The organism is Sediminitomix flava, assembly GCF_003149185.1.
In the GTDB taxonomy this organism is placed as follows: Bacteria; Bacteroidota; Bacteroidia; order Cytophagales; family Flammeovirgaceae; genus Sediminitomix; species Sediminitomix flava.
In genome coordinates this window covers 124,852-138,606 of record NZ_QGDO01000010.1, presented here as the reverse complement: position 1 = coordinate 138,606, position 13,755 = coordinate 124,852, and the positions used below count along the sequence as shown (strand labels likewise).

Sequence of the window (13,755 nt, the reverse complement as noted above, 5' to 3'; positions counted from 1 at the left end):
ACATTCGAATCACAATGCGATACCAATACGGCAAATCCGATGGTCATTAAAACTTCAGATTCTTCTTAGGCGTATTCCAAACTTTTATTTTCTTAATCGCCTCATATTCCTCATTCACACAACGTTTGCCCCAACGGTCATAAATAAACTTGAGGGCATAAGGATTTTCAGGATATTGCCCTTTATCATCGGTTTCTTCTATCCAATTTTCTAAGATCAAACGGTGCTTTTCGAGTTCTTTTTGGAAACTTTCATCCGTTGCTAAATTGTGGATTTCATGCGGGTCATTTTCCAGATCATAAAACTCCTCTTCAGGTTTTGTGGGTAGCCAGTATTTAGCCTGTACCTCATTTAGTTTACCTTCTTCAAAGGCTTTTTTGATCTGCGTAAATTCCTTTCGCTTATCTCGGTAAGAAGGCTGTGTATAAGAACGATGTGGCATAAAATTGCGAATGTATTTATACTTCTCTGTGCGCACAGCTCGAATACGATCGATCGAAAAATCACAACGATCTCTGGTCGTGATCACATAATCTCTTTGGTTTTTTCGGTCAAAAAGGTCTTTTCCTTCCATGTATGTAGGTATTGGCAATCCTGCAAAACGCAAAGAACTCGTTCCTATATCAATGCCATTCACCAAGTCTTTTCGTTCTTTCCCTTTTTTCAGCTCAGTGTCATCGCCAAAATAAGAGACAATCAGAGGAATCTTGGTCCCTCCATCATACAAAAACTGTTTATGACGAATGCCTTTGTATCCATGATCAGAAAAAAGGAAGATGTATGTATTGTCTAAGAGTCCTTTCTTGCGAAGTTTCTCGATAATTTCTGCTACTTCCAAATCGGTCAACCGAGCCGCATCATGATGCCTTGCCCAATCTTCTCTCACCCAAGGAATGTCTGGATAATAAGGTGGAACTTCTACCGCATTTCGATCAATCGGTGTGATTTTATCGACATGATTTCCATAGGTTTGCGAAAGAGCTAATTTTCCACCAGCTAATTGAATTTGCCCAAAGAACGGACGATCTGAACTCAGCGAATCAATCCAATTTCCTTTTCCCGCAAAGGTGTACCAATAATCTAGCTTGATCGGGTCACTATACAATTTCTTCCGATCATAAATAAAATTGTAATCGTCTTTCCCATGATTGAAAGTATAATACCCTGCCTCTTTAAATAACTCAGGAACTGTTTTTACACCTTCGGGCAAAAATATGGCATCTTCTACCGTTCTTGACGAATGGTGATTGTGCGTTCCTAAACTCGTTGCCATTGTAGAGGTGATAATGGCCGAACGGGCTGCTGAACATACAGGTGAAGGCGTATATGCATTACTAAAAAGTACCCCTTGATCTGCCAATTGATCAATAAATGGTGTGGGGTTATTTTCAACACCATAGCAACTAAATACAGGATTTAGGTCTTCAATATAAATCCAAAGAATGTTTGGTTGTTCTTTTTGCTTCTCACTAGCTGGTCGCCATCCTAACAAACCAACTACCAAAGCAATAAACAAATAAATACGTTTTCCTTTCATAATCTTCATCTCTTTACTCCGCCCAATTTAGCCGAGTGTAAAAAGCCGCGATTGTCCGTTTGACTTTCCCTTTGTTTCCATTGCTCGAATTCGTTTATTCTCCTCTTTGGAGAAGTCTCCGTCTTCAAAAACTGAATTTTAGGACTAAAGCAATGACATTTTTGACAATCATATCTTTATAAAATCCAAGACATTGCTATTCATGCTCAAGATTTCAATAAAAAGAGAAGAGCATTTTGAACGTATTTTTCACGAAGTATTTCTAAAATGAAATCAGCTTATCAATACATTAGCCAATTCCTTCTTTGGGGAGCTGTATTAGCTTCATCTTGTGCCTTGCACAAAGAAGAAAACCAAAAGATCGTTTGGGAAAATCCAATTCGGGAAGGCATCAACCCGTATGGGATGAAAGACTTTTTTATTTATCCAGAAGGCGAGTCTTATTATATGGTGGGAACGGAATACCCAGACCCTTTCCAAGCCACTGAGGGGCTTCAGCTTTACAAAGCTGATCAATTCAATACTTGGAAAGTAGCTAAACTTCTGATCGAAAAAGCAAAAATACCCGCTAATGCTTGGTACAAAGACGAATGGAAAGCACCCGAAATACATAAAATTAGAGGGAAGTACTATTTAAGTTTTAACGGACGAAATAATACGATCAATCCTTATAAAAAACATGGCTTTGGCCTTGCCGTTGCCGATAAAATTGATGGTTTATACCAAGTTTTGACAAGCGATGCACCACTCCTTGAATGTAACAATGCTACGCTTGTAGAAGCAGCCGATGGAAGCGTGTATATCCTTTATGATATGGATGGCAGAATCTACAGTGTGGAACTGGATATTGAAAATGCCAAATTGAAAGCTGAACCCAAAGAACTGCTTGGCCCTAGTACTTTAGCAAAAAACTACAAATATTTGGATGCGCCACAAGTCACAAAAAAAGGAGATACTTATCATCTGCTTTGCTCACAGTTTTATGGCGGATATGTTGTGAAAGTAAACCATATGACTTCCAAACATCCATTAGGCCCTTGGAAATGGGAAGCAGACAACCCTTTGTATACTTTTTTGGAAGCAGAAGCTGATTTGGAAGTAAAAATGCCATACCCAACTACTCATGGCTATGCTCCTCCTACACAGGTCATTTTCAGTAATCAACTTTTCAGAGGGAAAAATGACAACTACTTTATTGCCTACCACAGCTCTGAGAAATATTCAGAACCTTACCTCTGCATCGAACCTGTGCTGATGTCAGGTAACCAAATCACAATTATTCAAGCAAAAGAAAGAAAACAAAAAGTAGCATTGAGATGAAAAAAGTACTTCTAATTCTCCTGTATCTTGGGGTGTTTTCTGCCTCTGCGCAATTGGTCAGCTACCCTGTAGCCGAACATATCAATAGCGAAAATAAATTTGCTTTTCCGTCTCCCCATTACAAAGTCAGCTTAATACAAGGAGACCATATCATTGAAGATTTTGTGTATTGTATGAATTCAATGCACACCACCAATAACTCGAAGACGACTTCGTGGGTCAATTTCTCATTTGAAGGAAAAGTAACAGTACGTGTCAAACACCTGCGCAAGGAGATTGATTTTGCACAGATTTTACCTGCTTCAAAAGGCATTGAGACCAAAATTATTGATCAAAATACAATTGAATTTGAACTTGAACATACAGGACATTATTCTGTAGAGTTTGAAGATGATTTACTGATCGAACATCCGCTACTGATTTTTGCCAATCCACTTGAGAAGGATATCCCGAGTCCCGAAGATGAAAATGTGATTTATTTTGGAAAAGGCCTGCATGAAATCGGTGACGAATATGTAATTCCGAAAGGCAAAACGGTGTACCTCGAAGGAGGCGCGTACGTAAAAGGACAGTTTGTTTCTGAAGGGAGTCATGAAGTGACCATCAGAGGGAGAGGAATTATGTCTGGAGAAGATTATGCCCCCCGAACGCATCATCATATGATTGAGCTGAAAAATGCTAATAAGATTGAAATCGAAGGCATTACCATGATTCATTCTCCTCGATTTATGGTGGTGCTAAGAGGAAAAGATCATTATATCCATAATGTGAAAATGATGGGATGGTGGTTTAGTACCGATGGTATTTCAGCAGGACAAAACACCTTGATCGAAGATTGTTTCTTTAAAGTAAATGACGATGCGGTCAAACTTTATCAGAGCAGTACTACGGTTCGTCGTTGTACCATTTGGCAATTGGAAAATGGTGCGCCATTCATGATCAGCTGGAATGGCTCTAAAGATTTCGGGAATTGTAAGGTAAGCGATATTGATATTATTCGGGTAGAACACCACTGGGATAATGAAAACCTCGCGGTGATATGCGCCATTCATGGAGGAAAAGCCAATATCAGTGACTTTGAATTTGACAATATCCGTATCGACAACTCAAAATGGCGGATTTTTCATTTAGTCACTCGGCCTAACCGTTGGGGAAAATGGAATCCTGAAAAGGGCAGCTTAAGCAATTTTACCTTCAAGAATTTCTATTACCATGGAAAACCTCAAATTGAAAACTTGATTATGGGGCATGATCGCTTCCACCCCATCCGTAACATTCAGTTTGAAAACATCGTGATTGATGGCCAACAGCTGAAACATTTGGATCGAAAACACTTTATCATTCACCCAGAATTTACCTGTAATATTACATTGAAATAGATCAATATAGCTCTAAATCAAAAAGTAAACACCATTCTGTTTTTAGTACATATTTTTAAGCTACTCTCTATTGGGAGTAGTTTTTTTCTTGCTTTTGGGTATCTACTAAACAATTAATTAGAATAATATTCAATCGATCTATATTGAAGAATAGTATCAATCGACGGACTAAGCTGAATCTCCTGACGAAATACCCAATTTCCAAAGTTATCTATGGAATCATATTTATATATATATTCGTATAAAGTCAAAACCTTTTGATTACCAAAGTATGTCACCTTCTCTCTCTCGAGAAAATCATGTTGATTATATTCAAATGTTGATATTTTTACAGTATCTTCTAATCTATCTATTGTAGAACTACTTATATAAAGGCCTTTTGAATTATAGAGTTCTTGTGTTGAACCTAAGGCCTCAGGAAGATCAAAGTTGTTTCTCCTAATCATTGAATCACTTACAATAACACCTTTATTAACATACCTTTCATATATTGTATAATGTTTGGTGTTTTCTATGAGATTGACAGGATTTCTATTAGTATCGTATATATAAAATAAACTCAGTATAGTGTCTTTTTCAAAAAGCTCATGCTCACTAATTAGATCACCATATTCGTTGTAATGATAATGCGATTGTTCGGGTCTTATCGCACCATTTCGGCTATTATATGTGACTGTTTTCTTAACATTTCCACTTATTGGAACATATCTTTGGTACCTATTATTTTTTGAATCACAAGTTATAATAAGAATTAATACTAATGCTAATCTACAAAACCTCTTGTTTGTATTTTCCATAGACCTTTTCTGTGGCTATAATCTTACTTCTACACCCAAGAATCTAGTACACTTAGAGAACGTACAGCTCCTAATGTTAAACAACTAAAATATAAATAACATATGAAATATTTAATCTTATTCTTTACTTTAATCCTATTCCCTTCATTTTTATGCGATAAACATTATAGAACAAAGACAAACTATTCATTTTGAAGCTAAAAGAAAATATTTTTTTAGGCACTACAGATAAAAAGTTTCAAGTTTCTGATTGTGCTATCTCTCTAGTAAACTACACAAAACCTGTCTCAGAAGATTGGCACTCACATGAGGATATTCATTTGTCGCTGATTCTTCAAGGAGGGAATTTAGAGTCACGAAAGAATCAAGATGTTCAAGTGAGTCCTGGGAGAATTATGGCTTATAACCAAGGCGAAATTCATCGAAATAGATTTACAGCTTTTCCTTCCAAAAATCTAAATCTTGAATTCAAGAGCGATTTCTTTAGTAAAAACGAGGCTGATTTCTCAGCTTTGACACTTTCGAATTGGGAAAATGAAAAAGCATATATTTCCTTGATCAAGGTCTATTACGAACTTCAAATCAACGATATATACTCAATCGATACAATTGATTCTTTACTACAATCCTTATTCATTAAAGAAAACATATCCTCTAACAAACCGCTTTGGTTAAACAGGCTCCAAGAAATTATCGAAGATCGTTGGGATGAATTTATCCCTTTGGATGAACTAGCCGCTACGCTGAACATACACCCAGTCACTATCTCCAAATACTTCAAAAAGTTCTATCGTGGTACACTTGGAGATTACATGAGAAGAATAAAAGTACATAGGGCATTGTATTACTTATTTCATACCGAAATGAGTATTACTGAAATTGCACTGAGATGTGGTTTTTCAGACCATAGTCATATGATCAGAATCTTTAAACTCTATATAGGTTTCAATCCAAAGCGTATTCGAAAAATATAAAAATTATAAGAGAGGCTAATTTCATTCTATTTTTGAACTTACGTTTGTGTTAACTTGCAAAGCAATAACCAATCAGCATAGCTTTTTAAATGAGAATTATAGCTGTACTTCTAATTTTTACTTTTTTTATTCACGGTATTGGGGAATGTCAAATTTACCCAAATAAAAACTGGTTTGTGAATGAAAACGCCTCGGACATTGGCTGGAACGATAGAGATTGTTCTGATTTTGAGCGATACATCATTGATAGCACAAACATTACAGGGCTAGTAATTGTCCACCAAGGTCAGGTGGTATTCGACTATGGAGACATCGAAGAAAACAGTTACATCGCTTCGTGTAGAAAAAGTGTACTGTCTATGCTCTACGGTAAATATGTAGAAAATGGTCAGATTGATTTAGACAAAACACTTGAAGATTTAAAGATAGAAGATCATTCACCTTTTCTTGAAATCGAAAAATCGGCAAGGATAAAAGATATAATAGCGGCACGTTCGGGTGTCTTTTTATCTGGTTCTAACGGAGGAGACTTCAGACGACTAGCTCCTGAAAGAGGTTCTGTACAACCCGGAAGTTATTGGCTATACAGCAATTGGGATTTTAATTTGGCTGGGTACATTTTCGAGCAAGAAACCAATAAAGACATCTACAATGAAATAGAAGATCAGTTAGCCAGTCCTCTTCAAATGGAAGATTGGAACAAGTCTTTGCAACTTAAAAATGGAAATTTGGAGGTATCGAAATTTCCAGCATATCATATGTGGTTTTCTACAAGAGATATGGCTCGTCTTGGATTACTGATGTTACGGAATGGAAAATGGCTCGACAAACAAGTCATCCCGAAAGCTTGGGTAAAAGAAATGATTACACAAAGAACATCGTATACAGAAGCACAGCACAATGCTCCTATATTAAAAGAAGATGGGCTAGACCTTGGCTATGGCTATATGTGGTGGCTGATAGAAAATACACAAGACTCTAAACTAAAAAATGCTTATTCTGCTCAAGGAGCTTTGGGGCAAAACATTACCGTTTACCCAGAAATAGATGTTGTTCTGGCTTTTAAAACAAAAAGCCGTTACAGAAGAAGAAATAGTATTCAAACACAAATGAAAGTGATCCGAAAGGCTGTAGAAATCTATAAGCCAAACTAAAACAACAAATTTTATTAATCATGAAAACCGAAAGTCTATTACTTATCCTCCTCTTATTTTTTTCTAGCTCTTGTGTTAAAAAAGAAGCTGAAAATGATAGTCAATCACTCCAAAAAGAGAGCCTTTATACTCAAGAAGCCTTAGTTGCTATGCTAGACACCATTTGGGTAACAGAACAACTACCTATCAGGTTACGAGATTCATTGGGTAGAGTATATGGCTATGAGTCAGAAGAATTTAATGAGCAGAATGAGATCTACCATAAAAATCATGATGTGAACGAAAAGAAAATCCTTAAGCTATTGGATACTCATGGTTGGCCAAGTGTAAATAGTATTGGTGAGAGCGGCAACTTGACCATCTGCAATGTGCTTCAACACTCAGGCATCGAAGTTCGAAAAAAATATATTCCGATGATGAAAAAAGCGGTTGCAGAAAAAGGTTTAGCACCAAGACTATTGGCTCGTGCAGAAGATCGATTGGCAACTGATCGTGGAGAGCTTCAAATTTATGGCGGACAAATAAAATACTACCCTCAAACCAAAAGTTTTGACGTTTGGCCTATTGCCGACCCTAAAAATGTAGATAAAAGACGTGCTGAAATAGGGCTTGCTCCAATGGCAGAATTCTTGGCTAGCCGAAGACATCCTTTAACGTGGGATTTGGAGAAGCAAATAAAAAGAACAGAAGCGTTTCAAATGAACAAGTAGATAGAGTTTAAGAATTGGATTCATGTAGTTTACCCAAACAGATATTGTAAAAAATAACAAGGGGTAATCTAAACCTATAAATCGGTGTTGTAAGCTCACAGCACCGATTTCTTTTTTCTAAAAGTCAGATGGAGATTTCAAGTAAGTCCAATTAGGATTCATCAATCCGTCAATTGAAAAGTAATTCGAAATTTACCAGTCCCCAGTAAACAAGAAATTTCAGAGTCTGAATAAACTTTGCAACAAAGCCCTCAAAACTATTTAGAGTTTGGTTAAAACTTTCACTTATTTATTTATAAACCTTTTATTATTTAATTTCAAAAGACTTATACTCTTAACGTATTCTAATCCTCTCAGGAATGTTTTTTTAAATACATTGCTCGTTCTATATTCGCGACTCTATTGCAATAACAAACTTTGATGAACAAACTAATTTATCTACCCTTTCTTCTTTTTCTATTCTCTTGTGAGGAAAAAGAAGAACACTTCGAACTGAGTATTCAAAACCTAGAGTACGGGAAAGGAAGTAGCGGACATGGCAACAACCAGATTGGTTATGCGGGAGTTGATCTTCACTTGGCAGCTAATATTATAGCAGATCATTTAACCGAGGAGGTTAAACTTACGATCCAGTCATTGGAAGGAGACGAGCATATCGAATATGATTATTCAGAAAAATACCGTGGCATCCGAAACCCATACGTACATGAGCACCCCATAATTCCCTCTGATTTTGAAGCAGGTAGTTATCAGTTAGATTTTATTGTAAAAGATAAGCTAGGAAATGAAACCTCTGACGGAGGGCCTTTAGAAATTGTTTCAATCATTTATTTTGATGAAATCGAGCTAGAAGGAAGCATAGAAGCGAGCAAAGAGATAGGTCTAAGTTTCACCATCAATGGCTTCTATACACTAAAAGACTTGATCATTACGCTCAAAGATGAGCAAGGAGAAGAGTTTTTGGCTATTGGTTACGACTTCAGTACGATTTCGGCAAGGAGAATTGAGTTCAATGAACATATCCAATTGCCTTCTGATCTTCCTGAGGGTGAATATATCTTGGTAGCAACAGCTAGAGACACTAGAAATAACAGTGCAAAAGAAATACTAAACAAATAATCCAAACAAATGAAAAAACAATTTCTTTTAGCATTGCTTTTGGGCAGTGCATTATTTTCTTGTTCTGACGATGTTTTAAAAGACGAGGACAATGATGTGGATATCCCTGAAGTACCGGATGATCCAGATCTGGATGATCCATCTTTTGAAGAGTATGAAGGAGTAAAACTCTTAGTAACTTATCAAAATAGTCCGCTTGTCGAACTAAGAGAACCACACAGCGACCGTATCGATTCTCTCTATGTTGCTGAGAACGGTTCTAAGTTTACTAATGAAGTAGGTACAAAAGTTGCCAATGCGATTGTCTATGGTGAAAACTCTGTATCGAAAATATACACAGGATTAGATCGTCATGGAGACCACTACCATACTTATGAACCTGAAGTAAAGATTATTACTTCAACTCCTCAAACTGATAGACCTGATTGGACTGACTTTAATGGTATATGGCGTTCAAAGGAAAATGGGAATCTATTCACTACCACTTCAGAAGGAGTCATAAATAGTACACCTGCTGAAGAAATCTCTCTTTCTAGCTTACCAAAAGAAGGAGTAAATACTGTGAGAATCGGTACTGGATATATGGATGAAAATTTCTTTATTTTAAGTAATAAGAATAATGGAATCGTAGTGATGCATACTTCAACTTCAGAGGTACTTCACACTTTCAATGATCTCGGAGAAATCTATTCAGCCAATATGTTTACTGGTGAGCATTGGTCAGAAAACTATGGCTTAGTTTCAACAGAAAAAGGTTTGCTAAGACTTTTGCTAAATAGAGGTGATGATTCTAACATCTCATTAGAGTATCACTTGATTGAATACCCAGAAGGCAGTACAAAGTTTGACCAGCTCATCTATAGAAAGTTCCAAAAAGATTTTATGGATCCACAAATTAAAACACTATTGGGAGTTGATTATAAGCATGGTGTATTCCAAATTGATGCAGTAGAGGGGACTATCACAAAAGTAATCGATGCGGAAGGAATCAAGTTTTTTGAGATCAACCATATGCTTACTGATATCTATGTTCTTACAGAAAACAGCATGACTGTTTATGATTTTGAATCATTTACTCCTAATGCTTCTGTGAAACTAAGAGGGTCGCTTGACAAGAATGTTTCTTTCGGTGTTAGTGAAAAGTTTGCATACTTGCACTATAATCAAAATACACATATCGACCGATTTGATGCTAAAGACCTTCTAGAGTATTCTTCTATCAAGACTGAACATCCTATCGCCAATATTGGAGTGTGTGGCAATGTTGTGGAGGTTCCAATCGACAACCACAATTAATCTGGAAAGAAAAAACCTTATGGAAAACATGAATCATCCCAAATTAACAACTTGATCCATGTAGATTTACCCAAACAAATATTGTGTTAAATAACAAGTGATAATCTAAACCTATAAATCGGTGTTGTAAGCTCACAGCACCGATTTCTTTTTTCTAAAAGTCAGATGGTTAGAGATGATGTATTTAAATCAAAAGTCAATCCTGATTCATACTTTTTTTAATGATAAAATAAAAAAGCCACTCCATATAAATAGAGTGGCTAATACATAGTATATGAATGCTTTATATTATTTTGAAATGTCTATTGTCCACCCAAACTCATCTTCTACGTCCCCTGTTTGGATACCAGTTAACTGGTCATAAAGTTTTTGCGATACGTTTCCAACTTCACCTCCATTGATCAGTATTTTCTGCCCTTCAAACCACATTTCACCTACTGGAGAAATCACCGCTGCAGTACCCGTTCCGAAAACTTCTTTCAATCGACCATTGAATTGAGCTTCAATGATTTCATCAATTGTAATTTTTCGCTCTGTTACTTGATAACCTGAAGCCCTTAATAATTCTATCGTAGATCGTCTTGTTACTCCATCTAAAATACTTCCTGTCAATTCAGGAGTAAGTATTTCTTCCCCGATCATGATAAAAATATTCATAGCGCCAACTTCTTCGATATATTTATGTTCAGCACCGTCTAGCCATAGCACTTGAGAAAAGCCTTTTTCTTTTGCTTCTGATTGCGCCTTTATACTTGCCGCATAATTTCCTGCTGTTTTCGCTTCTCCTACACCACCTTTTACAGCACGAACATATTGTTGTTCAATAAATATCTTTACAGGATTAAAACCTTCAGAATAATACGCTCCTACCGGTGATAAGATGATCAAGAACTTATAATTATGTGACTGCCTTACTCCTACATAGTAATCTGTTGCAAAAACAAAGGGTCTGATATATAGACTTGTTCCTTTCTGATTAGGAATCCAATCTTTATCCACTTTAACCAATTCCGAAATAGCTTTTAAGATCAATTCTTTATCTATCTCTGGAATACACATTCGAGCATTTGATTTATTTAAACGCTCAATGTTCTTCTCTGGTCTAAAAAGTAGAACACGATCATCTTTGGTTCGATAAGCTTTTAAACCTTCAAAAACAGATTGTCCATAATGGAAAACCATTGCTGATGGATCTAATGAAATAGGTGCATACGGTTTGATAGTTGGATTTACCCAACCTTCTCCATCTATGTAATCCATTTCGAACATATAATCTGTAAAATGCTGCCCAAAGCCTAATTGATTTTGATTAGGTTTTGACTTCTTATCTATGTTTTCTATAAATCCTATTTCCATAACTTAAATCCAAATTTTAAATGGATTAAAAGCTATAAATAGCTCCAGTTAAAACCTAACGAGAGACTCAAAACACAGAATATTTACCTAAATATGTGAAAATTCACCTACAATGATCGAATTGGGAAATCGTTATATTCTTGGATTAATTTTAAACTGATTAGATCGATAATACACTCATATATTTCAAGCTTTGAAAACCTTTATTGCAAGGAATAAGCATTAGTATCCCTATAAACGATCCATCCTTTGCAAAAGGAACCCAACAATCAATGAGTCACTTGCCTAATCCTAATACTTGTGACATATATAAAGTTCTAAAATTGATATATGCCACAAGTCAATCCGTCACACTAGCTGTCACGTAGACTTGCGACAGCAGAGAGATAATTTTGTTTTCTATAATTAGAAAGTCAGAACTACTCCTTCTCTAGCATTTTTAATCTTTTTTCCATCTGCATAGCTTTTCCAGAAATACCAGATGCACTTAGGTATGAACCTTCTTGAAAAGGGTAACCTTCAAAAGTACCTAAGAACTCTTTAATCTTAAGCTGAACAGGTACAAAGAGCCACATATTATCGGCATACCATTTTAGATACATATCCGATTCTTTATCCGCAGTTTGGAAAGGATCTGCTTTTAGATGCGTAATAACGGGCCAATTAGGAGTTCGTCTCGTTGTCGTAGATATACCTCCGTCCATTGTCGCAAATGTTGTTTTAAAGTTATTCCAACGGACAGCATTCAGTTCTCCATTTGCTGTAAAATAGAAAACGGTTTCACGAGGTGATTTTTCAACTTTACCTAGGAAGTAAGGCATGAAATTAGCGCCATCTAGATGTACCTTAAAATCTTTGCCATTTGCTTTATGGCCTTTCTTGAGCTTCTCTACAATGTCAGGATCTCCTACTGCAGCCATGATTGTTGGCATCCAGTCTTCGTGTGACATAATTTCGTTAAATTGAGAACCCGGTTTGATCACTCCAGGCCAACGAACAAGTTGTGGAACTCTGAAACCACCTTCGTTAGTTGTTCCTTTTTCTCCATAAAAAGGAGAAGTACCACCATCAGGCCACGAGAATTTCTCAGCACCATTGTCTGTGGAATAAATGACAATGGTATTTTCAGCAATACCCAATTCGTCTAATTTGTCAAGAAGCTTTCCTACTTGATCATCATGATCTAGCATACCATCGGCATAAAGACCTATACCCGATTTACCTTCCCACTCTTCAGATAAGTGAGTCCAAACATGCATACGAGTTGAGTTATGCCAGATAAAGAATGGTTTACCTTCCTCATGAGCTTTTTCCATAAACTCCAGCGTCGCCTCCATAAATTCATTATCAGCAGTCTCCATACGTTTACGTGTCATGGGCCCCGTATCTTGGATTGGACCATCGGCTGTAGACTTGATCACCCCTCTTGGACCAAATTTCTTGCGGAATTCAGGGTCTTTAGGGTAATAATAGCTTTCAGGTTCTTCTTCTGCATTTAGATGGTAAAGGTTACCGTAAAATTGATCAAAACCATGATTTGTCGGTAAGTGTTTATCTCGGTCACCAAAGTGATTTTTACCATGTTGCGCTGTGGCATAACCATGCTCTTTCAATAAGTCAGCGATAGTTGGAGTCCAGTCTGGAATACCATGTTCAGAGCCAGGCATTCCAATTGTAAGCATACCAGTACGGAATGGATGTTGTCCCATTGCGAATGCGGCACGACCAGCAGTACAACTCTGTTGTGCATAATGGTCCGTAAATATACCGCCTTCTTTACCAATACGGTCAATGTTTGGCGTTCTGTATCCCATCATCCCTTGGTTATAGGCACTTATATTCCAGTAGCCTATATCATCCCCCCAGATGACTAGAATGTTTGGCTTGTCTTGAGCAAAAACATAGTTTAGACTAAAGGCAAGTATTATAATAAGTAGTTTCCTCATCTAATAAGAATTTTAAATGAAATAGGATTATTTAATGAAGAAAACATTTGCAAATGTTGATTAATTCAAATTTGAATTAATATAAGATGAGAATATGAAATAGTGAGGTGAATTAGTTAAATATCCCTAGTTATCAAAAATATTGCTTTTGCTCTATTTGTTGAGGG

At 36.5% G+C, this 13,755-nt stretch carries 11 protein-coding genes; 7 read left to right on the top strand and 4 right to left on the bottom strand.

Features of this window, described 5'->3' with window-relative positions; genetic code table 11:
• Positions 1-46 precede the first annotated feature (46 nt).
• Positions 47-1,546: a sulfatase family protein gene (locus tag BC781_RS23955; RefSeq protein WP_109622812.1), complete on the bottom strand. Its 1,500-nt coding sequence runs from the start codon at positions 1,544-1,546 to the stop codon at positions 47-49.
• A 258-nt stretch (positions 1,547-1,804) separates the two neighbouring features.
• Between BC781_RS23955 and BC781_RS23950 the strand changes: the two genes are divergently transcribed.
• Entirely contained in the window at positions 1,805-2,857 is a 1,053-nt protein-coding gene (locus BC781_RS23950; RefSeq protein ID WP_109622810.1) for a glycoside hydrolase family 43 protein, read from the top strand.
• Positions 2,854-4,236, top strand: a complete 1,383-nt coding sequence (locus tag BC781_RS23945) for a glycosyl hydrolase family 28 protein (RefSeq protein WP_109622807.1) — start codon at positions 2,854-2,856, stop codon at positions 4,234-4,236. The genes BC781_RS23950 and BC781_RS23945 overlap by 4 nt, the downstream gene beginning before the upstream one ends.
• Positions 4,237-4,349: 113 nt before the next feature.
• Here BC781_RS23945 and BC781_RS23940 read toward each other — a convergent pair whose 3' ends face one another.
• Positions 4,350-5,033, bottom strand: coding sequence for a hypothetical protein (locus BC781_RS23940; protein WP_109622805.1), 684 nt, complete (start codon positions 5,031-5,033; stop codon positions 4,350-4,352).
• A gap of 191 nt (positions 5,034-5,224) precedes the next feature.
• On the opposite strand from BC781_RS23940, the gene BC781_RS23935 reads away from it, so the two are divergent.
• From BC781_RS23935 to BC781_RS23915, 5 genes are all read left to right on the top strand, one after another.
• Positions 5,225-6,007, top strand: coding sequence for a helix-turn-helix transcriptional regulator (locus tag BC781_RS23935; RefSeq protein WP_109622803.1), 783 nt, complete (start codon positions 5,225-5,227; stop codon positions 6,005-6,007).
• A gap of 89 nt (positions 6,008-6,096) precedes the next feature.
• The gene (locus BC781_RS23930; RefSeq protein WP_109622801.1) at positions 6,097-7,161 is read left to right on the top strand and encodes a serine hydrolase domain-containing protein; all 1,065 of its coding nucleotides are present in this window, start codon (positions 6,097-6,099) and stop codon (positions 7,159-7,161) included.
• A gap of 20 nt (positions 7,162-7,181) precedes the next feature.
• A complete protein-coding gene (locus BC781_RS23925; RefSeq protein WP_211323974.1) occupies positions 7,182-7,871 on the top strand; it encodes a DUF6624 domain-containing protein in 690 nt (229 codons plus the stop codon).
• Between the two features lie 420 nt (positions 7,872-8,291).
• Positions 8,292-8,990, top strand: a complete 699-nt coding sequence (locus tag BC781_RS23920) for a DUF4625 domain-containing protein (protein WP_109622799.1) — start codon at positions 8,292-8,294, stop codon at positions 8,988-8,990.
• A gap of 9 nt (positions 8,991-8,999) precedes the next feature.
• Positions 9,000-10,286 carry a hypothetical protein gene (locus BC781_RS23915; protein ID WP_109622797.1) on the top strand — a complete coding sequence of 429 codons (1,287 nt, stop codon included), beginning with the start codon at positions 9,000-9,002 and terminating at the stop codon, positions 10,284-10,286.
• Positions 10,287-10,574: 288 nt separating this feature from the next.
• On the opposite strand, the gene BC781_RS23910 is transcribed toward BC781_RS23915, so the two are convergent.
• Both BC781_RS23910 and BC781_RS23905 read right to left on the bottom strand, forming a co-directional pair.
• A complete protein-coding gene (locus tag BC781_RS23910) occupies positions 10,575-11,642 on the bottom strand; it encodes a branched-chain amino acid aminotransferase (RefSeq protein WP_109622795.1) in 1,068 nt (355 codons plus the stop codon).
• A gap of 419 nt (positions 11,643-12,061) precedes the next feature.
• Positions 12,062-13,588 (bottom strand): arylsulfatase, encoded by a 1,527-nt coding sequence (locus tag BC781_RS23905; protein WP_109622793.1) that lies wholly within the window; start codon positions 13,586-13,588, stop codon positions 12,062-12,064.
• Positions 13,589-13,755 lie beyond the last annotated feature (167 nt).

Coding starts and splice junctions, on each gene's coding strand:
- BC781_RS23955 (WP_109622812.1), bottom strand. CDS start 1,546: ATGAAGATTATGAAAGGAAAACGTATTTATTTGTTTATTGCTTTGGTA.
- BC781_RS23950 (WP_109622810.1), top strand. CDS start 1,805: ATGAAATCAGCTTATCAATACATTAGCCAATTCCTTCTTTGGGGAGCT.
- BC781_RS23945 (WP_109622807.1), top strand. CDS start 2,854: ATGAAAAAAGTACTTCTAATTCTCCTGTATCTTGGGGTGTTTTCTGCC.
- BC781_RS23940 (WP_109622805.1), bottom strand. CDS start 5,033: ATGGAAAATACAAACAAGAGGTTTTGTAGATTAGCATTAGTATTAATT.
- BC781_RS23930 (WP_109622801.1), top strand. CDS start 6,097: ATGAGAATTATAGCTGTACTTCTAATTTTTACTTTTTTTATTCACGGT.
- BC781_RS23925 (WP_211323974.1), top strand. CDS start 7,182: ATGAAAACCGAAAGTCTATTACTTATCCTCCTCTTATTTTTTTCTAGC.
- BC781_RS23920 (WP_109622799.1), top strand. CDS start 8,292: ATGAACAAACTAATTTATCTACCCTTTCTTCTTTTTCTATTCTCTTGT.
- BC781_RS23915 (WP_109622797.1), top strand. CDS start 9,000: ATGAAAAAACAATTTCTTTTAGCATTGCTTTTGGGCAGTGCATTATTT.
- BC781_RS23910 (WP_109622795.1), bottom strand. CDS start 11,642: ATGGAAATAGGATTTATAGAAAACATAGATAAGAAGTCAAAACCTAAT.
- BC781_RS23905 (WP_109622793.1), bottom strand. CDS start 13,588: ATGAGGAAACTACTTATTATAATACTTGCCTTTAGTCTAAACTATGTT.